The organism is Frigoribacterium salinisoli, from assembly GCF_054781095.1.
Window position 1 is genome coordinate 633,996 of the sequence record NZ_BAAGVB010000001.1, and the last position, 18,778, is coordinate 652,773.

18 protein-coding genes are annotated in these 18,778 nt (G+C 70.5%); 7 read left to right on the forward strand and 11 right to left on the reverse strand.

Annotated features, from left to right (window positions below; translation table 11 throughout):
• Positions 1-2: 2 nt before the first annotated feature.
• Genes sufC through sufB form a run of 4 tightly spaced genes read right to left on the reverse strand, consistent with a single transcriptional unit; the run spans position 3 to position 3,768 of the window.
• The gene (gene sufC, locus ACYVHQ_RS03035; protein ID WP_460510654.1) at positions 3-785 is read right to left on the reverse strand and encodes a Fe-S cluster assembly ATPase SufC; all 783 of its coding nucleotides are present in this window, start codon (positions 783-785) and stop codon (positions 3-5) included.
• A gap of 11 nt (positions 786-796) precedes the next feature.
• Positions 797-1,135, reverse strand: coding sequence for a non-heme iron oxygenase ferredoxin subunit (locus ACYVHQ_RS03040; protein ID WP_460510655.1), 339 nt, complete (start codon positions 1,133-1,135; stop codon positions 797-799).
• Positions 1,135-2,349 carry a Fe-S cluster assembly protein SufD gene (gene sufD, locus ACYVHQ_RS03045; RefSeq protein ID WP_460510656.1) on the reverse strand — a complete coding sequence of 405 codons (1,215 nt, stop codon included), beginning with the start codon at positions 2,347-2,349 and terminating at the stop codon, positions 1,135-1,137. Before sufD ends, ACYVHQ_RS03040 begins: the two co-directional genes overlap by 1 nt.
• Positions 2,350-3,768, reverse strand: coding sequence for a Fe-S cluster assembly protein SufB (gene sufB / locus ACYVHQ_RS03050; protein WP_460510657.1), 1,419 nt, complete (start codon positions 3,766-3,768; stop codon positions 2,350-2,352).
• 267 nt (positions 3,769-4,035) lie between these two features.
• Here sufB and ACYVHQ_RS03055 point away from each other — a divergent pair, with 267 nt between their 5' ends.
• A complete protein-coding gene (locus ACYVHQ_RS03055) occupies positions 4,036-5,007 on the forward strand; it encodes a COX15/CtaA family protein (protein ID WP_460510658.1) in 972 nt (323 codons plus the stop codon).
• Between the two features lie 100 nt (positions 5,008-5,107).
• Here ACYVHQ_RS03055 and ACYVHQ_RS03060 read toward each other — a convergent pair whose 3' ends face one another.
• On the reverse strand, positions 5,108-5,524 hold the full coding sequence (locus ACYVHQ_RS03060) for a GNAT family N-acetyltransferase (RefSeq protein WP_460510659.1): 417 nt from the start codon (positions 5,522-5,524) through the stop codon (positions 5,108-5,110).
• Positions 5,525-5,571: 47 nt separating this feature from the next.
• Positions 5,572-6,495, reverse strand: coding sequence for a heme o synthase (locus ACYVHQ_RS03065; protein WP_460510660.1), 924 nt, complete (start codon positions 6,493-6,495; stop codon positions 5,572-5,574).
• A gap of 282 nt (positions 6,496-6,777) precedes the next feature.
• Here ACYVHQ_RS03065 and tkt point away from each other — a divergent pair, with 282 nt between their 5' ends.
• Genes tkt through pgl form a run of 6 tightly spaced genes read left to right on the forward strand, consistent with a single transcriptional unit; the run spans position 6,778 to position 14,912 of the window.
• Positions 6,778-8,871 carry a transketolase gene (tkt, locus tag ACYVHQ_RS03070; RefSeq protein WP_460510661.1) on the forward strand — a complete coding sequence of 698 codons (2,094 nt, stop codon included), beginning with the start codon at positions 6,778-6,780 and terminating at the stop codon, positions 8,869-8,871.
• Positions 8,872-8,897: 26 nt separating this feature from the next.
• A complete protein-coding gene (gene tal / locus ACYVHQ_RS03075) occupies positions 8,898-10,022 on the forward strand; it encodes a transaldolase (protein ID WP_460510662.1) in 1,125 nt (374 codons plus the stop codon).
• Positions 10,019-11,611, forward strand: a complete 1,593-nt coding sequence (locus ACYVHQ_RS03080; RefSeq protein ID WP_460510663.1) for a glucose-6-phosphate isomerase — start codon at positions 10,019-10,021, stop codon at positions 11,609-11,611. Before tal ends, ACYVHQ_RS03080 begins: the two co-directional genes overlap by 4 nt.
• On the forward strand, positions 11,608-13,182 hold the full coding sequence (zwf, locus tag ACYVHQ_RS03085; protein ID WP_460510664.1) for a glucose-6-phosphate dehydrogenase: 1,575 nt from the start codon (positions 11,608-11,610) through the stop codon (positions 13,180-13,182). Before ACYVHQ_RS03080 ends, zwf begins: the two co-directional genes overlap by 4 nt.
• Positions 13,179-14,126, forward strand: a complete 948-nt coding sequence (locus tag ACYVHQ_RS03090; protein ID WP_460510665.1) for a glucose-6-phosphate dehydrogenase assembly protein OpcA — start codon at positions 13,179-13,181, stop codon at positions 14,124-14,126. The genes zwf and ACYVHQ_RS03090 overlap by 4 nt, the downstream gene beginning before the upstream one ends.
• A gap of 15 nt (positions 14,127-14,141) precedes the next feature.
• Complete coding sequence (gene pgl, locus ACYVHQ_RS03095) at positions 14,142-14,912, forward strand: 6-phosphogluconolactonase (RefSeq protein ID WP_460510666.1); 771 nt, start codon at positions 14,142-14,144, stop codon at positions 14,910-14,912.
• Positions 14,913-14,994: 82 nt separating this feature from the next.
• Here pgl and ACYVHQ_RS03100 read toward each other — a convergent pair whose 3' ends face one another.
• From ACYVHQ_RS03100 to gap, 5 genes are all read right to left on the reverse strand, one after another.
• Complete coding sequence (locus tag ACYVHQ_RS03100) at positions 14,995-15,351, reverse strand: RNA polymerase-binding protein RbpA (RefSeq protein WP_460510667.1); 357 nt, start codon at positions 15,349-15,351, stop codon at positions 14,995-14,997.
• Positions 15,351-15,602, reverse strand: a complete 252-nt coding sequence (gene secG / locus ACYVHQ_RS03105) for a preprotein translocase subunit SecG (protein WP_460510668.1) — start codon at positions 15,600-15,602, stop codon at positions 15,351-15,353. Before secG ends, ACYVHQ_RS03100 begins: the two co-directional genes overlap by 1 nt.
• 71 nt (positions 15,603-15,673) lie before the next feature.
• A complete protein-coding gene (gene tpiA, locus ACYVHQ_RS03110) occupies positions 15,674-16,462 on the reverse strand; it encodes a triose-phosphate isomerase (protein ID WP_460510669.1) in 789 nt (262 codons plus the stop codon).
• A complete protein-coding gene (locus ACYVHQ_RS03115; RefSeq protein WP_460510670.1) occupies positions 16,456-17,667 on the reverse strand; it encodes a phosphoglycerate kinase in 1,212 nt (403 codons plus the stop codon). The genes tpiA and ACYVHQ_RS03115 overlap by 7 nt, the downstream gene beginning before the upstream one ends.
• A gap of 4 nt (positions 17,668-17,671) precedes the next feature.
• The gene (gap, locus tag ACYVHQ_RS03120; RefSeq protein WP_460510671.1) at positions 17,672-18,676 is read right to left on the reverse strand and encodes a type I glyceraldehyde-3-phosphate dehydrogenase; all 1,005 of its coding nucleotides are present in this window, start codon (positions 18,674-18,676) and stop codon (positions 17,672-17,674) included.
• Positions 18,677-18,778 lie beyond the last annotated feature (102 nt).

Sequence of the window (18,778 nt, forward strand, 5' to 3'; positions counted from 1 at the left end):
GCTCAGGCCTCGACGGATGAGCTCGAGGCCGCTGCGGCGGCGACGTAGGTGTCGTAGCCCTCGGCCTCGAGGCGGTCGGCGAGCTCGGGGCCGCCCTGGTCGGCGACCTGGCCGTCGACGAAGACGTGCACGAAGTCGGGCTTGATGTAGCGCAGGATGCGCGTGTAGTGCGTGATGAGCAGGAGGCCGAGGCCCGTGTTGGTCGCGGCGCGGTTCACGCCCTCCGACACGATCTTGAGCGCGTCGACGTCGAGCCCGGAGTCGGTCTCGTCGAGGACGGCGAACTTCGGCTTGAGCAGCTCGAGCTGCATGATCTCGTGGCGCTTCTTCTCGCCGCCGGAGAAGCCCTCGTTGACGTTGCGCTCCGCGAAGGCCTGGTCCATCTTGAGGGCGGTCATCGACTCGCGGAGGTCCTTCACCCAGCCGCGCAGGGCGGGGGCCTGGCCGTCGAGGGCCGTCTTGGCGGTGCGCAGGAAGTTCGACACGGTGACGCCGGGGATCTCGACCGGGTACTGCATCGCGAGGAAGAGCCCGGCGCGAGCGCGCTCGTCGACGCTCATCTCGAGCACCTCCTGGCCGTCGAGGCGGATCGAGCCGCCGTCGACGTTGTAGCGGGGGTGCCCGGCGATCGTGTAGGCGAGGGTGGACTTGCCCGAGCCGTTGGGGCCCATGACGGCGTGGATCTCGCCCTCACGGATGGTGAGGTCGACGCCCTTGAGGATGGACTTGGGGCCCTGGTCGGTGTCGATGCTGACCTTGAGGTCGCGGATCTCGAGAGTGGACATGCTGGTGTTCCTCACTGTGCGTCGCCGGCGACCGGCGACGGGGCGTTCGTGTCGACGTACACGTCGCCGTCGACGACGGAGACGGAGAAGACGGGGACGGGTTCGTAGGCGGGCAGCGTGAGCGGCTTGCCCGTGGTGAGCTCGAACTTCGAGCCGTGGGCCCAGCACTCGAGGGTGTCGTCCTCGACGAAGCCCTCGGCCAGGGAGATGTCACCGTGGGTGCAGGTGTCCCCGATGGCGTGGATCGTCCCGGCGGAGTCCTTCACCACGGCGATCGCGACGCCGTCGACGACGACGCGCTTCGCTTGGGACGGGGTGACGTCGTCCACGGCGCAGACCTTGGTGGGCATCAGCGGGCCTCCCCGGTCAGCTCGACCTCGAGGGCCGCGATGAGGCGGTCCTGCAGCTCGGGCTCGCCGATCTTCTGCACGACCTCGCTGAGGAACCCGAGCACGACGAGGCGACGTGCCTCGGCCTCGTCGATCCCGCGCGACTGGAGGTAGAAGAGGTGCTCGTCGTCGAAGCGACCGGTCGCACTGGCGTGGCCCGCCCCGGCGATGTCGCCGGTCTCGATCTCGAGGTTGGGGATCGAGTCGGCCCGCGTGCCCTCGCTGAGCACGAGGTTGCGGTTCTGCTCGTAGCTGTCCGTGCCCGGTGCGCTGCGTCCGATGAGGACGTCGCCGATCCACACGGTGCGAGCACCGGTCCCCTGCAGCGCCCCCTTGTAGTTGACGCGGCTGCGCGTGGCGGGCGCGTCGTGGTGGACGTAGACCTGCTGCTCCAGGTGCTGACCGGCGTCGGCGAAGTACACGCCGTACAGCTCGGCGTCGGCGCCCTGCTCGGCGAGGTGCGCCGACGGGTTCACGCGCACGACGGAACCGCCGAGGCTCACGACGAAGTGCTTGAGCTGCGCGTCGCGACCGATGCGGGCGAAGTGGCTCGCGAGGTGGACGGCGTCGTCGTCCCACTCCTGCAGGGTGACCAGGGTGAGCCGAGCGCCGTCCTCGACGACCACCTCGACGTTCTCGACGAGCGAGGCGCGACCGGTGTTGCGCATGACGACGAGCGAGGTCGTCCCGGCGGCGGCGTGGACGACGGTGTGCCCGGCTCGGGGCGTGGCGTCCAGGCCCGATCGCCCGATGGTGATCGTCGAGGGCTCCTCGCCGGTCAGTCGGACGACGAGCACCTTCTCGGTCGAGGCCCAGGCGTTGGCCGAGGCCTTGTCCTCCGGGGTCCCGGCGGACCCGACGATCGGGTCCGACGCGTCGGCCCAGTCGGCCGAGGCGCCCGAGGTCTCCCGGGCCAGGAACGCGTAGGGCGCGCCGTCGAGCGGGCCGTCGATGAGCGGACGGAGCCGGGCGACGGGGCTGAGCTTCCAGTCGACCTCCCGGCCCGTGACGTCGGCGAACGCCGCCGGGTCCGTCGAGCGGAAGCGCTCGGAACGGGTCTGGACGGGGACGGCTCCCCAGCCGCCGTCCGTGTGGGCACGGGCGCCGTGCTGGGGGCGGTCGTCGACCGACTCGGTGCTGGTCGGGTCTGCTGTGGTGGGTGCTGCGGCGGTCATCTAGCCGACGGATCCTTCCATGCTCATCTCGATGAGCTTGTTGAGCTCGAGGGCGTACTCCATCGGGAGCTCCCGGGCGATCGGCTCGATGAAGCCACGGACGATCATCGCCATGGCCTCGTCCTCCGCCATGCCGCGCGACATGAGGTAGAAGAGCTGCTCCTCGCTGACGCGGGACACGGTGGCCTCGTGGCCGAGCTGCACGTCGTCGACGCGGATGTCGATCGCGGGGTAGGTGTCCGAGCGCGAGATCGTGTCGACGAGCAGCGCGTCGCAGCGCACGGTGTTGGCCGAGTGGTGCGCACCCTCGTCGACGCGGATCTCACCGCGGTAACCGGCCCGACCGCCGCCGCGTGCGATGGACTTCGAGACGATCGAGGACGTCGTGTGCGGCGCCATGTGGACCATCTTGGCGCCGGCGTCCTGGTGCTGACCGGGACCGGCGAAGGCGACGGAGAGGGTCTCGCCCTTGGCGTGCTCCCCCGCCAGGTAGATCGACGGGTACTTCATGGTCACCTTGGACCCGATGTTGCCGTCGATCCACTCCATGGTGGCGCCCTCGTGGGCGATCGCCCGCTTGGTCACGAGGTTGTAGACGTTGTTCGACCAGTTCTGGATCGTCGTGTAGCGCACGCGGGCGCCCTTCTTGACGATGATCTCGACGACGGCCGAGTGGAGCGAGTCGCTCTTGTAGATCGGGGCCGTGCAGCCCTCGATGTAGTGGACGTAGCTGTCCTCGTCGGCGATGATCAGCGTCCGCTCGAACTGACCCATGTTCTCGGTGTTGATGCGGAAGTAGGCCTGCAGCGGGATCTCGACGTGGACGCCCTTCGGCACGTACACGAACGAGCCGCCCGACCAGACGGCCGTGTTCAGGGCCGCGAACTTGTTGTCGCCGGCGGGGATCACGGTGCCGAAGTACTCCTGGAAGAGCTCGGGGTGCTCGCGGAGCGCCGTGTCGGTGTCCATGAAGATGACGCCCTGCTCCTCCAGGTCCTCGCGGATCTGGTGGTAGACGACCTCGGACTCGTACTGCGCGGCGACGCCGGCGACGAGGCGGCTGCGCTCGGCCTCGGGGATGCCGAGCTTCTCGTAGGTGTTCTTGATGTCGTCGGGCAGGTCCTCCCAGCTGGTGGCCTGCTTCTCGGTCGAGCGCACGAAGTACTTGATGTTGTCGAAGTCGATGCCGGAGAGGTCGGCGCCCCAGGTCGGCATGGGCTTGCGGCCGAAGAGGGCCAGCCCCTTCAGGCGGTTCGCGAGCATCCACTCGGGCTCGTCCTTCAGGGCGGAGATGTCGCTCACGACCTCGGTCGAGATGCCGCGGCGGGCGGAGGCACCGGCGACGTCGGAGTCGGCCCAGCCGAACTCGTATTGGCCGAGGCCTTCCAGCTCGGGGCGGTCGATCAGCACGTCTGACATGTCTACCTCTTTCTCTGCCTGGTCCAACAGGACGTCGTGGACGGGCATTCCCTCGCGGGCGAGACGAACGCTCCCGGTCCCGGCGGCGGTCCCGCGCTCGTGGACGAACGTGGAGGAGCCGCTGCTTAGACTGATCGGGCGATCGGGACCGCCGGCGGGGGTGCCGACGAGTGCCCCGGGCGGCGTCGTCGTCGCCCTGGTGGGAGTGTTCCTGAACCCGTCGATTCTACAGGGCCGAGCCCGGAAACCAACGAAAGGCAGCACTTCGTGAGCAACGCACAGGCGACTCCCTCCGGCGCACTCGCGCGCGCCTGGTCCTGGCTCCCCTCGACGGTCGACCGCCGGGTGCGCATCGTGGCCTGGGCGTCGCTCGTCTGCCAGCTCCTCCTCATCGGGACGGGAGGCGCGGTGCGCCTCACCGGGTCCGGCCTCGGCTGCCCGACGTGGCCCCAGTGCGTCGAGGGCTCGTTCACGAACACGCCCGAGATGGGCGTCCACGGCGTGATCGAGTTCGGCAACCGCCTCCTGACCTTCGTCCTGGCCGCCGTCGTCATCGCGGCCTTCCTCTCGGTCCTGCGTCTGCGCCGCGAGCGTCGGGACCTCTTCTGGCTCACGCTCGTGCAGGGCCTCAGCATCCCGTTCCAGGCGGTGCTCGGCGGCATCACGGTGCTGGTCGGCCTCAACCCCTACGTCGTGGGCGCCCACTTCGCGGTCTCCATCGCCCTGGTCGCCCTCACCACCGTGCTCGTGCACCGCGTGCTCCGCGGACCTCGCGGTCGCTCGGCGGCGACCCCCGCGTGGTACGCCACCACGGCGCGGGCCACGGCTGCCGTCGTCGCGGTGACCGTGGTGATGGGGATCCTCACGACCGGCGCCGGGCCCCACGCGGGCGACGCCGACACGCCGCGCAACGGCCTCGACGCGGCCCTGCTCGAGCACTTCCACGCCTACCCGGCGTACGTCCTCTTCGCCCTCACGGTCGTGCTGGTCGTGGCGGCGCACCGCACCGGGCTCCCCCGGCGCGCCGTGACGGCGCTGCTCGTCGTGGAACTGGTCCAGATCGCCGTGGGGCTGACCCAGGCGCGGACCGGCCTGCCGCCCGTCCTGGTCGGCATCCACATGGTCCTCGCCGGCCTGCTCGTGGCCGCCGTGACCGCGACGGTGCTCTCCCTGCGCAACGACCAGACGCCCGACGAGGTGGCCGAGGCCCTGCCGGAGGCCGCTGCCGCGTCCCGCTGACACCGGACGCTCCGCCGGCGGCGGGTGCCGGGCCCGCGCGTGCCGGCGAGCGGTCGACACGACGCCCCGGCACGCGAGGGCGGCCTCCGGACGGCGCTGGTCAGGCCTCCCGGGCAGGCCGGTGCAGGACGGCGTCGACGTCGCCGCGCACGAGCTCGACGAAGCCGTGCCGGTGGAAGAAGCGCGCGGCCCGACTGCCCTGCAGCACGACGAGCGACAGCGCGCGCCCGTCGGTCGCCTCGCCGATCTGCTCCAGGACGCGGCTGCCGATCCCCCTGCCCGTGGCGTGCGGGGCGAGGTGGAAGTGCCGCAGCCAGGTCCCGGCGTCGTCGGCCTGGCCGTCGCGGTGGAGGGCGAACGAGCCGATCGGTCGCTCGTCGTCGCCGAGCACGGTCACGGACTCCTCGACCCGGAACTCCTGGACGAAGCGGGCACGGTGCGTCGGAGGGTCCCACCGGCCCAGGCGCTCGAGGTCCGGCCGAAGGGCGGCGAGGCGGAGCTCCGCCAGGACGGGCACGTCGGCCGGGAGCGCCGGACGCAGCGACCAGGACGAGGTGGCGGGGCTCAGAACGGCAGGAGGGGGTCGATGCCGACGGCGAGGAACAGCAGCGTCAGGTACGTGATGGAGCTGTGGAAGACGCGCATCGGGCGCACCTCGGCCACGTGCTGGATCGCGCGGCCGTAGAGCTGGTGGGACTCGACGATGAACCACGCGCCCGCGGCGAGGGCCACGACGGTGTACAGGACGCCCATGCCCGCGACGGGCACGAGGAGGAGCGAGCAGGCGACGGTCGCCCAGGCGTACAGGACGACCTGCAGGCCGACCAGGGACCTCCCGCGGACGACAGCCAGCATGGGCACGTCGGCCGCCGCGTAGTCGTCGCGGTAGCGCATCGAGAGCGGCCAGTAGTGCGGCGGCGTCCAGAGGAAGATCACCGTGAAGAGCACGATCGGGGCCCAGGTGATCTCGTTCGTGACGGCGGCCCAGCCGATGAGCACCGGCATGCACCCGGCGATGCCGCCCCACACGATGTTCTGCGGCGTCCGGCGCTTGAGCCAGAGCGTGTAGACGATCACGTAGAAGAGGATCGCGACGAGGGAGAGGGCGGCCGCGAGGAGGTTGACCGTCAGGGCCAACCAGGCGATCGAGGCCACGCCGACCACGTACGAGAAGACGAGCGCCTCGCGGTCGCTCACCTCGCCCGTCACGAGGGGGCGCCCCTGCGTGCGCTTCATGATGCGGTCGATGTCGCGATCGATGTAGCAGTTGAAGGCCGAGGCCGAGCCCGCGCTGAGGGCGCCGCCCACGAGCGTCGCGACCACGAGCCACAGGTTCGGCACGCCGCCCTGGGCGAGGAACATGGTCGGCGCCGTCGTCACGAGCAGCAGCTCCATGACCCGGGGCTTCGTGAGCGCGACGTAGGCCCGTGCCTTGCGGCGGAACCCCCGGGGGCGGGTGTCCGGACGGGTCTCGACGGCTGCGGTCATGAGGTCCTCTGCGAGATGGGCGGGATGCCCGAAGAGTCTAATCGAAGACCGGCGGCGCTGACGGCGGGGGCTCGGGGTACGGCTGGGCACGGGGCGTGCCGACGTCCCTATACTGACAGATGCTTGCCAGTTGCACGCCCTCAGGTCCCAGGGAACCACGACGCCGTCGTCCTTCCCCACCTCCGCGCGTGCGTGCGACGGCCGACGACGTCTCGGCAGGCGCACGTCAGCGCGGGAGCCAACGGACCCCCGCGCGAACCGCAACAGAAGGGTCAACTCCAAGTGGCAGATCTGCAATGGGACTCCATTGACAACAAGGCAGTAGACACGGTCCGCGTCCTCGCGGCCGATTCGGTGGAGAAGGTCGGCAACGGCCACCCCGGCACGGCCATGAGCCTCGCGCCCGCCGCGTACCTCCTCTTCCAGAAGGTGATGCGTCGGGACCCGAGCGACGCGGAGTGGATCGGTCGCGACCGCTTCATCCTCTCCGTGGGCCACAGCTCGCTGACCCAGTACATCCAGTTCTACCTCGGCGGCTACGGCCTCGAGCTCGACGACCTCAAGGCGCTCCGCACCTGGGGCTCGAAGACCCCCGGGCACCCCGAGTACGGCCACACGGACGGCGTGGAGATCACGACCGGTCCCCTGGGCCAGGGCCTCGCCTCCGCGGTCGGCTTCGCCTACGCGGCCCGCTTCGAGCGCGGCCTGTTCGACCCGGACGCCCCGGTGGGCACCTCGCCCTTCGACCACTTCGTCTACGTCATCGCCGGCGACGGCGACCTGCAGGAGGGTGTCACCAGCGAGGCCTCCTCGCTCGCCGGCCACCAGCAGCTCGGCAACCTCGTGGTCCTCTACGACTCGAACCAGATCTCGATCGAGGACGACACCAACATCGCCTTCACCGAGGACGTCCAGGCCCGCTACGAGGCCTACGACTGGCAGGTCCAGGTCGTCGACTGGAAGAAGACGGGCGAGTACGTCGAGGACGTCGCCGAGCTGTTCCGTGCGATCGAGGCTGCCAAGGCCGAGACGTCGAAGCCCTCGCTCATCATCCTCAAGACGATCATCGGCTGGCCCTCGCCGAAGAAGCAGAACTCGGGCAAGATCCACGGCTCGGCCCTCGGCGCCGAGGAGCTCAGCGGCCTCAAGGAGGTCCTGGGCTTCGACCCCGAGAAGACCTTCGACGTCGACCCCGCCGTCCTCGAGCACACCCGCGGTGCGGTCGAGCGCGGCCAGGCGCAGCACGCCGAGTGGACCGCCTCCTTCGAGGAGTGGGCCACGGCGAACCCGGACAAGAAGGCCCTGCTGGACCGCGTCCTCGCCGGTGAGCTGCCCGAGGGGCTCGACGAGGCCCTGCCGGTGTTCCCCGCCGACAAGGAGGTCTCGACCCGTGCCGCGTCGGGCAAGGTCATCAACGCCATCGCCGGCGTCGTCCCCGAGTTCTGGGGCGGTTCGGCGGACCTCGCCGAGTCGAACCTGACGACCATCAACGGCGGCGGCTCGTTCGTCCCCGAGCAGTGGTCGACCCACGAGTGGACCGCGAACCCCTACGGTCGCGTCCTCCACTTCGGCATCCGCGAGCACGCCATGGGCTCGATCATGAACGGCATCGCCTTGCACGGCAACACGCGCGTGTTCGGTGGCACGTTCCTGATCTTCAGCGACTACATGCGCCCAGCCGTGCGTCTCGCCGCCCTCATGAAGTCCCCGGTCACGTACGTCTGGACCCACGACTCCGTCGCCCTCGGCGAGGACGGCCCGACGCACCAGCCGGTCGAGCAGCTCGCCGCGCTGCGCGCGATCCCCGACTTCGACGTGGTCCGCCCCGCCGACGCCAACGAGACCGCCTGGGCCTGGAAGACCATCCTGGAGCGCCACAGCGGCCCTGCAGGCCTCGCGCTGAGCCGTCAGAACCTGCCGGTCTTCGAGCGCGGCGCCGGTGAGGCCGAGGGCGACACCTTCGCCTCCGCCGCCCACGTCGCCAAGGGCGCGTACGTCCTGGCCGAGGCTCCCGGCGGCACGCCCGACGTGATCCTCATCGCGACCGGCTCCGAGGTGCAGATCGCCGTGGAGGCCCGCGAGGTCCTCCGCGGCGAGGGCATCAACGCCCGCGTCGTCTCCGCACCGAGCCTCGAGTGGTTCGACGAGCAGAGCGCCGAGTACCAGGAGGCCGTGCTCCCCGCGGCCGTCAAGGCCCGCGTCTCCATCGAGGCCGGGGTCTCGCTGCCGTGGCGCGGCATCGTGGGCGACGCCGGTCGCAGCATCTCGATCGAGCACTTCGGTGCGTCGGCCGACTACAAGACGCTGTACCGCGAGTTCGGCATCACGACCGAAGCCGCCGTCGCCGCCGCCAAGGACTCGCTGGCCGCTCTCTGAGCGCCGGCAGAAAAGAGAAGAACGACATGACCGATACCAACACCGCACAGCTGTCCGCCGCCGGCGTCAGCATCTGGCTCGACGACCTCTCGCGTGAGCGCATCAACTCGGGCGGGCTGCAGAAGCTCATCGCCGAGCGCAACGTCGTGGGCGTCACGACGAACCCGACGATCTTCGCCTCGGCCCTGGCCAAGGGCGAGGCGTACGACGACCAGGTCTCGCTCCTCGCGAAGACCGGCGTGAGCGTCACCGACGCCGTCTTCGAGATCACGACCGACGACGTCACGCGTGCCAGCGACATCTTCCGCGAGATCTTCGACACGACGGACGGCTTCGACGGTCGCGTCTCGATCGAGGTCGAGCCCGGTCTCGCCCACGACGCGAAGGGCACCGTCGACCAGGCGGTCAAGCTCGCCGCCAAGGTGGGGCGTCCCAACGCGCTCATCAAGATCCCCGCGACGATGGAGGGCCTCGAGGCCATCACGGCCGTCATCGCCCAGGGCATCAGCGTCAACGTCACGCTGATCTTCAGCCTCGAGCGCTACCGCGCCGTCATCAACGCCTACCTGACCGGGCTCGAGCAGGCCAAGGCCGCGGGCATCGACATCTCGGGCATCCACTCGGTCGCCTCGTTCTTCGTGTCGCGCGTCGACAGCGAGATCGACAAGCGCCTCGAGGCGGTCGGCACCGACGAGGCCAAGGCCCTGAAGGGCAAGGCGGGCGTCGCGAACGCCCAGCTGGCCTACCAGGTCTACGAAGAGGCCTTCGCCACCGAGCGTGCCCAGGGCCTCCTGTCCGCCGGTGCCAACAAGCAGCGTCCCCTCTGGGCCTCGACCGGCGTCAAGGACCCCGCCGTCCTCGACACGACCTACGTCGTCGAGCTCGTCGCGGCGGACGTCGTCAACACGATGCCCGAGAAGACCCTCGAGGCGACGTTCGACCACGGTGAGGTGCGCGGCGACACGATCACCGGCTCGTACGCCGCGGCGAACGAGGTCATGGACGCCGTCGCCGCCCAGGGCGTGTCGTACGACGAGGTCACCGAGCTGCTCGAGAAGGAGGGCGTCGACAAGTTCATCGTCTCCTGGAACGAGCTCCTCGACACCGTGAGCGCCGCCCTCGAGGCCGCGAAGACGGGTGACGCCCAGTGACCATCACCATCCACGCCACCGGCGACGCCGCCGAGGCGGTCGACCGGGTCGTGCCGCAGCTGGTCACCGACATGGTCGCCTCGGGCATCACCGCCCTCAACCCGACGCTCTGGGGTCCGGACGCCGAGTCCGAGGCCGCCAAGCGCCTCGGGTGGACGGAGGCCGTCGTGGTGTCCGCTCCCCTGGTCGACGAGATCGCCGTGCTCCGCGAAGAGCTCGCCGCCAAGGGCGTCGACCACGTCGTCCTCGCGGGCATGGGCGGTTCGTCGCTCGCGCCCGAGGTCATCACGCGCACCTACGGCGTCGAGCTGACCGTGCTGGACGCGACGGAGCCCGGGCAGGTCCTGACGGCGCTGGAGGACCGCCTCGACCGGACCGTCCTCGTCGTCTCCTCCAAGTCCGGCTCGACGGTCGAGACCGCCAGCCAGCGGAAGACGTTCGAGCAGGCGTTCCGCGAGGCCGGCATCGACCCCGTCGAGCGCATCGTGGTCGTGACCGATCCCGGTTCGCCCCTCGACGAGCAGGCTCGCGCCGCCGGGTACCGCGTCTTCAACGCCGACCCCAACATCGGTGGGCGCTACTCGGCACTGTCGGCCTTCGGGCTCGTGCCCTCCGGCCTGGCCGGTGCCGACATCGCCGAGCTCCTGGCCGAGGCCGACGCGGTCACGGTCGAGCTCGCTCAGGACCGTTCGGACAACCCTGGCCTCGTGCTCGGGGCGGTCCTCGCCGGCACGTCTCCCCTCCGGGACAAGATCGCCATCGTCGCCGACGGCACGCACATCGTCGGCTTCGCCGACTGGGCCGAGCAGCTGATCGCCGAGTCCACGGGCAAGCAGGGGCGTGGGCTCCTGCCGGTCGTGCTCGGCACGGGTGCCCCCGAGCTGTCCGCGGGCCTGGCCGACGTCCAGGTCGTCCGCCTCGTGGGCAGTGCCGACGAGACCCGCGACGTCGCTCCTGGCGAGGTCGAGATCTCCGGCTCGCTCGGAGGCCAGATCATGGTCTGGGAGTACGCGGTCGCGATCGCCGGGCGACTGCTCGACATCAACCCGTTCGACCAGCCGGACGTCGAGTCGGCCAAGATCGCGACCCGCGGACTGCTCGACGACCGTCCCGAGCCCGTGGCGCCGGCCTTCTCGGCCGAGGGCGTCGAGGTCCGAGCCCTCGGGCTCGAGGTGGGCGACTCCCTGTCCTCGGCCGTCACGGCCCTGGTGTCCCAGCTCGGTGCTGACGGCTACGTGTCGATCCAGGCGTACGTCGACCGCGTGGCGAACCCCCAGCTCGAGGAGCTCCGGGACGTCCTCGCGGCGCGCGTGCAGCGCCCCGTCACCTTCGGGTGGGGACCGCGGTTCCTGCACTCGACGGGCCAGTACCACAAGGGCGGACCGGCCAACGGCGTGTTCCTGCAGATCACGCAGGTGCCGGCGAAGGACCTGGCCATCCCGGACAGCCCGTTCTCCTTCGGCGAGCTCGTGCAGGCACAGGCGGGTGGCGACGCGAAGGTGCTCTCGGAGCACGGTCGTCCCGTCCTGACCCTCACGGTGTCGGACATCTCCGCCGCGCTCCCCGCGCTGCGGGCTGCGCTCCGTTGACCGGGACCGTCCCCGGCCCGCAGGGCGACGCCGGTCAGCGGCCGGTCGAGATCACGGCGGAGCACAACCCGCTCCGATCCGCGTCCGACCGGCGGCTGAACCGGATCGCCGGTCCCAGTGGTCTCATCATCTTCGGCGTCACCGGCGACCTGTCGCGCAAGAAGCTGATGCCGGCCGTGTACGACCTGGCCAACCGCGGCCTCCTGCCGCCCGGCTTCGCCCTCGTCGGGTTCGCCCGGCGCGAGTGGGAGGACCAGGACTTCGAGCAGGTCGTCTACGAGGCCGTCAAGCAGCACGCCCGCACGCCCTTCGACGAGGACGTGTGGCGCCAGCTGAAGGAGGGCATCCGGTTCGTTCAGGGCGTCTTCGACGACGACGACGCGTTCGTGCAGCTCCGCGACACCATCGAGGAGCTCGACCGCGAACGCGGCACGATGGGCAACCACGCCTTCTACCTGTCGATCCCGCCCAAGGCGTTCCCGGTGGTCACGCAGCAGCTGCGTGCCTCCGGCCTCGCCGAGGACAAGGACGGCGCGTGGCGTCGCGTGGTCATCGAGAAGCCGTTCGGCAGCGACCTCAAGACGGCTCGCGAGCTCAACGCCATCGTCGAGAGCGTGTTCGAGCCGGACAGCGTGTTCCGGATCGACCACTACCTGGGCAAGGAGACCGTCCAGAACCTCCTGACGCTGCGCTTCGCGAACCAGATGTACGAGCCCCTGTGGAACGCGAACTACGTGGACCACGTGCAGATCACCATGGCCGAGGACATCGGCGTGGGCGGCCGTGCCGGCTACTACGACGGCATCGGTGCGGCCCGCGACGTGATCCAGAACCACCTGCTGCAGCTGCTCGCCCTCACCGCCATGGAGGAGCCCGTCACCTTCGCGGCCAAGGACCTCCGTGCCGAGAAGGAGAAGATCCTCTCGGCCGTGCGCCTTCCCGCGGACCTGGCCACCGGCACCGCCCGCGGCCAGTACTCGGGCGGGTGGCAGGGCGGCGAGAAGGTCCAGGGCTTCCTCGACGAGGACGGCATGGACCCGCAGAGCACGACGGAGACGTTCGCGGCCATCAAGCTCGAGATCGCGACCCGCCGCTGGGCGGGAGTGCCGTTCTACCTCCGTGCGGGGAAGCGCCTCGGCCGGCGCGTGACCGAGATCGCGGTCGTGTTCAAGCAGGTCGGCGAGAACATCTTCGGCACCGCCGACCAGCTCGGGCAGAACGCGCTCGTCATCCGGGTGCAGCCCGACGAGGGCGTCACCCTGCGGTTCGGGTCCAAGGTGCCGGGCGTCGGCACGCAGGTGCGCGACGTGACGATGGACTTCGGCTACGGGCACGCCTTCACCGAGGCCAGCCCCGAGGCGTACGAGCGGCTCATCCTGGACGTGCTCCTGGGCGACCCGCCGTTGTTCCCCCGCCACGAGGAGGTCGAGCTGTCCTGGAAGATCCTCGATCCCATCGAGGAGTTCTGGGCGACGCAGGGCCAGCCCGAGCAGTACCGTCCCGGCACGTGGGGACCGCCCTCGGCCGACGAACTCATGGCCCGTGACGGCCGGACCTGGAGGCGACCGTGATCGTCGATCTGCCCGACAGCACCATCAGCCGGGTGCAGAAGTCGCTCGTGAAGATCCGTGAGGAGGGCGGCGCCGTCGCGCTAGGCCGGGTGCTCACGCTCGTCATCTCCACCCGGCTCGGCGAGGAGGAGGAGGCCATCGAGGCCGCCAACGACGCCTCCCGCGAGCACCCCATGCGCGTGATCGTGGTGTCGACCGCTCAGGGAGCCACCGTCGAGGACGCCCGCCTCGACGCGCAGATCCGGGTCGGCGGCGACGCCGGCGCGAGCGAGGTCATCCTCCTCCGGGCCTACGGGGACACGGCGAGCGACGAGGAGGGCCTCGTGACGGGGCTGCTCCTGCCGGACGCTCCCGTCGTCGCCTGGTGGCCCGGCAAGGCTCCCGCCCGCGTCTCGGAGTCGCCGTTGGGCCGCATCGCCCAGCGTCGGATCACGGACGCGGCCACCCAGGCGGATCCGCGCGGCTCCATCGTGGAGCTCGCGCGGTCCTACGCGCCGGGCGACACCGACCTCGCCTGGACGCGGCTCACGCTGTGGCGGACGCAGTTGGCCGCCGCCCTCGACCAGCCGCCGTACGAGCCGGTCACGGCCGTCCAGGTGAGCGGCGCCCCCGACTCGCCCTCGACGCTGCTCCTCGCGGCATGGCTGAGCCTGCAGCTGCAGGTCCCCGTCAGCAACGAGCTGACGACACGGGCCACGGGTTCGAGCGGGATCAACGGCGTGAGGCTCGTGCGTGCCTCCGGCGCCATCGAGCTCGAGCGCAGCATGACGGACGTCGCCACGTTGACCCAGCCCGGGCAGCCCACGCACGACCTCTCGCTGCCACGCCGATCCCTGCGCGACTGCCTCGCGGAAGAACTCCGTAGACTCGATCCGGACGACCTCTTCGGAGACGTCGTGAAGCACGGGGTCAGCCGACTCGGTGAACCCGTCGAGAGCAACTGAGGCAGAGCGAGAACTGTGACGAACGAACGCCGGGTGCTGGTCCACCCAGACAAGGGATCGCTGGGGGCCTCGGTCGCCGCGCGGTTCATCACGAAGATCATCGACGTGCTCGAGGAGCAGGCAGCGGCTTCCGTGGTGGTGAGCGGAGGGAGCGTGAGCACGCTCGTGCTCGCCGCCATCCGCGACTCGGCGGCACGCGACAGCGTGGACTGGTCGAAGGTCTCGTTCTGGTGGGCCGACGAGCGGTGGGTCGAGGCCGGCGACGACGATCGCAACGATCGTCAGGCCGGTCTCGACCTGCTGGACCACATCGGGGTGCTGCCCGAGAACGTGCACCGCATGGGCGCCGTCGGCGACTACCCCGACCCGCTGGCGGCCGCTGAGGCCTACGCCGAGCTCCTGCACGAGCACGCGCAGGGCGACGACGCGACACCGCGCTTCGACATCACCCTGCTGGGCGTGGGCCCCGACGGGCACGTCGCCTCGCTGTTCCCGGACCGGGAGCACGTCGGGGCGTCCGGGCCGGACGTCATGGTCGTCCAGGACTCCCCCAAGCCCCCGCCCGTCAGGCTCACGCTGAGCCTCCCCGTCATCAACGCGTCGCAGCGGGTCTGGATCATCCTCGCCGGGGCGGAGAAGGCGGCGTCCCTGGGGCTGGCCCTCGCGGGTGCCGGCGCGGACCAGGTGCCCGTCGCGGGCGTCAAGGGACGGAAGCGCACGGTCTTCTTCATCGACCAGGCCGCCGCCTCGGACGTCCCCGAGAGCCTCATCGCGTCGACGTACTGACGACCCGCACGTACGACGAAGCCCCGCAGTCCTCGACTGCGGGGCTTCGTCGTACGTGCGACAGGGCGCGTGACCGGTGGGGTCAGGCTTTGCCGCGACGGACCCGGAGCTGCTGCAGCGCCTCTTCGAGGAGCTGTGCGGCCTCTTCTTCGGTGCGGCGCTCCTTCACGTACGCGAGGTGCGTCTTGTAGGGCTCGAGCTTCGCCACCTGCGGCGGGTTGGCCTTGTCACGACCAGCGGGGAGGCCTGACGACGGCGAGTCGACGACCTCGGGGATCTCCTCTTCGGGGACGTTCGCCGCGAAGTGGCGCACGACCTCGTTGCCGAGGGCGTCCCAGTAGGAGATGGTGATGCGCTCCGCGTGGAAGCCGCGGTCCTGCTCCCCCATGGGGCCGGCACCGACCCGCGAACCCCTGATCGCGCTGCTGCCCGCGGCCATCAGCTGACCCCCGAGAACTTCGTGATGAGGCCGAGCACGACGATGCTGGTGATCCAGACGAGGGCCAGGAACACGGTGATGCGGTTGAGGTTGCGCTCCGCGACGCCGGAGGCACCGAGGTTGCTCGTCACGCCACCGCCGAACATGTCGGACAGGCCACCACCGCGACCGCGATGGAGCAGGATGAGCAGAGTCAGCAGGAGGCTCGTGATGCCGAGCAACACCTGCAGGAAGACCTGGAGAATTTCCACGGAGGACCTTTCGATGCGGAGAAGACCGCTGACCAGTGTAGCGTGCGGGGTCGCCGGGTCGGCGTCGCCCCTCAGGTCCCGATGTGGTGCTGGTACCTGATGATGCTGGCGAACTCGGCGACGTCGAGGCTCGCACCGCCGACGAGCGCCCCGTCCACGTCGGGCTCGCGGAGGAAGGACGCGATGTTGCCGGACTTCACCGACCCGCCGTAGAGCACCCGCGTCGTGGCGGCGCGATCCGCGCCGATGATCTCGACGAGCTCGTCCCGCAGGGCCTTGCAGACCTGCTGGGCCTGGTCGGCGGTCGCGGCCTGACCGGAGCCGATGGCCCAGACGGGCTCGTACGCGACGACGATCTCCGCCGTGGCGGGGACCTCGGCGAGGGCAGCGCGGAGCTGTGCCACGGGGACGGCGCTCGCACCGTGGCGCTCGAGGTCGTCGGAGGTCTCGCCCACGCAGAGGACGGGCACGAGACCGTGCCGGTGCGCGGCCGCGACCTTCGCGGCCACGGTGGCGTCGTCCTCACCGTTCAGGCTGCGGCGCTCCGAGTGGCCCACGAGGACGTAGGCCACGTCGAGCTTCGCCAGGAAGGCCCCGGAGATCTCCCCCGTGTGGGCGCCCGAGTCGTGGGCGGAGAGGTCCTGCGCCCCGAGGCCGAGCTCGATCTTGTCGGCGTCGAGGAGCGTCTGGACGCTGCGCAGGTCGGTGAAGGGCGGGAACACGACCGTGTCGACCGAGGCCGGGTCGTGCTTGGCGTCCTTGAGGCTCCAGGCGAGCTTCTGGACGAAGGCGATCGCCTGGAGGTGGTCCAGGTTCATCTTCCAGTTGCCCGCGATGAGCGGCTGCCGCGTGGTCACCATCCGAGGACCTCCAGACCGGGGAGGGGCTTGCCCTCGAGGAACTCGAGGCTGGCTCCGCCACCCGTCGAGATGTGACCGAACTGGTCGTCGTCGAAGCCGAGCGCGCGCACGGCGGCGGCGGAGTCGCCGCCCCCGACCACTCCGAGGCCGCGCACGTGCGTGAGCGCCTCGGCGACCGTCTTGGTGCCCGCCGCGAAGGCGTCGAACTCGAAGACGCCCATGGGGCCGTTCCAGAAGACCGTGGAGGACGTCTGGACGATCTCGGCGAAACGCGCCGCGGTCTCCGGTCCGATGTCGAGGCCGAGGGCGCCGGCACCGAGGTCGCTCGTCTCGATGCCGTCCGCGGCGACGACCGTGTGCTCGGCGTCGGCCGAGAACGCGGAGGCGACGACGACGTCGACGGGGAGCACGAGGTCCACGCCGCGGCGCTCCGCCTCGTCGAGGTAGCCCCGCACCCGCTCGACCTGGTCCTGCTCGAGCAGGCTGCCGCCCACGGCGTGCCCCTGCGCGGCGAGGAAGGTGAAGAGCATGCCGCCGCCGATCAGGAGGTGGTCGACGCGGGGCAACAGGTGCTCGATGACGCCGAGCTTGTCGGAGACCTTCGACCCGCCCAGCACGACCGTGTAGGGGCGCTCGGGCGTCTCGGTGAGCCGCTCGAGGACCTGCAGCTCGTGGGCGATGAGCGTGCCCGCAGCGCTGGGGAGGAGCTGTGCCAGCTCGTACACGCTGGCCTGACGGCGGTGCACGACGCCGAACCCGTCGGAGACGAAGGCGTCCCCGAGGTCGGCGAGCCGTTCGGCGAAGGCCCTGCGCTCCCCCTCGTCCTTCGACGTCTCGGCGGCCTGGAAGCGGAGGTTCTCGAGGACGAGCACCTGGCCGTCCTGGAGGTCCGCCACGGCTCGGGCCGTCTCGTCGCCCACGGTCTCCGGGGCGAACCCGACGCTCTTGCCCAGGAGCTCGCTGAGCCGCTGGGCGACCGGTCGGAGGCTGTGCTCGGGCGCCGGGCGGCCGTCCGGCCGCCCGAGGTGGGAGAGCACGACGACGCGGGCGCCCTGGGAGATCAGGGCGTCGATCGTCGCGACGGAGGCGCGGACGCGACCGTCGTCGGTGATGCGACCGTCGTCCATGGGGACGTTGAGGTCGCAGCGGACGAGGACCCGCTTGCCGGCGAGGTCGCCGAGGGAGTCGAGGGTGCGCAGGGCCATCGGGTCAGAGCCGGTCGGCGACGTACTCGGTCAGGTCGACGAGGCGGTTGGAGTAGCCCCACTCGTTGTCGTACCACGACGTGATCTTGACGAGGTTGCCGATCACCTTGGTGAGGCCGGCGTCGTAGATCGACGAGTGCGGGTCGGTGGTGATGTCGCTCGAGACCAGCGGGTCCTCGCTGTAGAGGAGGATGCCCTTCAGGTCGCCCTCGGCGGCGGCCTTGTAGGCGGCGTTGATCTGCTCGACGGTGACCGGCGTGCTCGTCTCGAGGGTGACGTCGGTGATCGAGCCGGTCGGCACGGGCACGCGGAGGGCGTAGCCGTCGAGCTTGCCCGACAGCTCCGGGAGGACGGCGCCGATGGCCTTGGCGGCACCGGTCGACGTCGGCACGATGTTGATGGCCGCGGCGCGGGCACGGCGGGGGTCCTTGTGCGGGCCGTCCTGCAGGTTCTGGTCGGCCGTGTAGGCGTGCACCGTCGTCATGAGGCCGCGCTCGACGCCGAACGCGTCGAGGAAGACCTTCATCAGCGGCGCGAGGCTGTTGGTGGTGCAGGAGGCGTTGGAGATGATGTGGTGCGAGGCGGGGTCGTAGTCGCCCTCGTTGACGCCGAGCACGACGGTGACGTCGTCGCCGGTCGCGGGGGCGGAGATGAGGACCTTCTTGGCACCGGCCGTGATGTGCTTGCGCGCGTCGTCGGCCTTGGTGAAGAAGCCGGTGGACTCGATGACGATGTCGACGCCCAGCTCGCCCCACGGGAGGTTGGCGGGATCGCGCTCGGCGAGGACCTTGATCGGCTTGCCGTCGACGACGATCGAGTCTCCGTCGAGCTCGACGGTGGCGTCGAGACGGCCCGTGATCGAGTCGTACTTGAGCAGGTGCGCGAGTGCAGCGTTGTCCGTGAGGTCGTTGACGGCGACGATCTCGAGGTCGCTCCCCTTGGCGAGCGCGGCGCGGAAGTAGTTACGGCCGATGCGACCGAAGCCGTTGATGCCGATCTTGACGGTCAATGGAACTCCTGTTGATCAGGCGCCCGGGGGACGCGTGGAGGGTGTGGGCGACCAGGCCCGCTGGCGTGCCCGGGGCCGTGCCGGACCCGGACGGCGCACGCC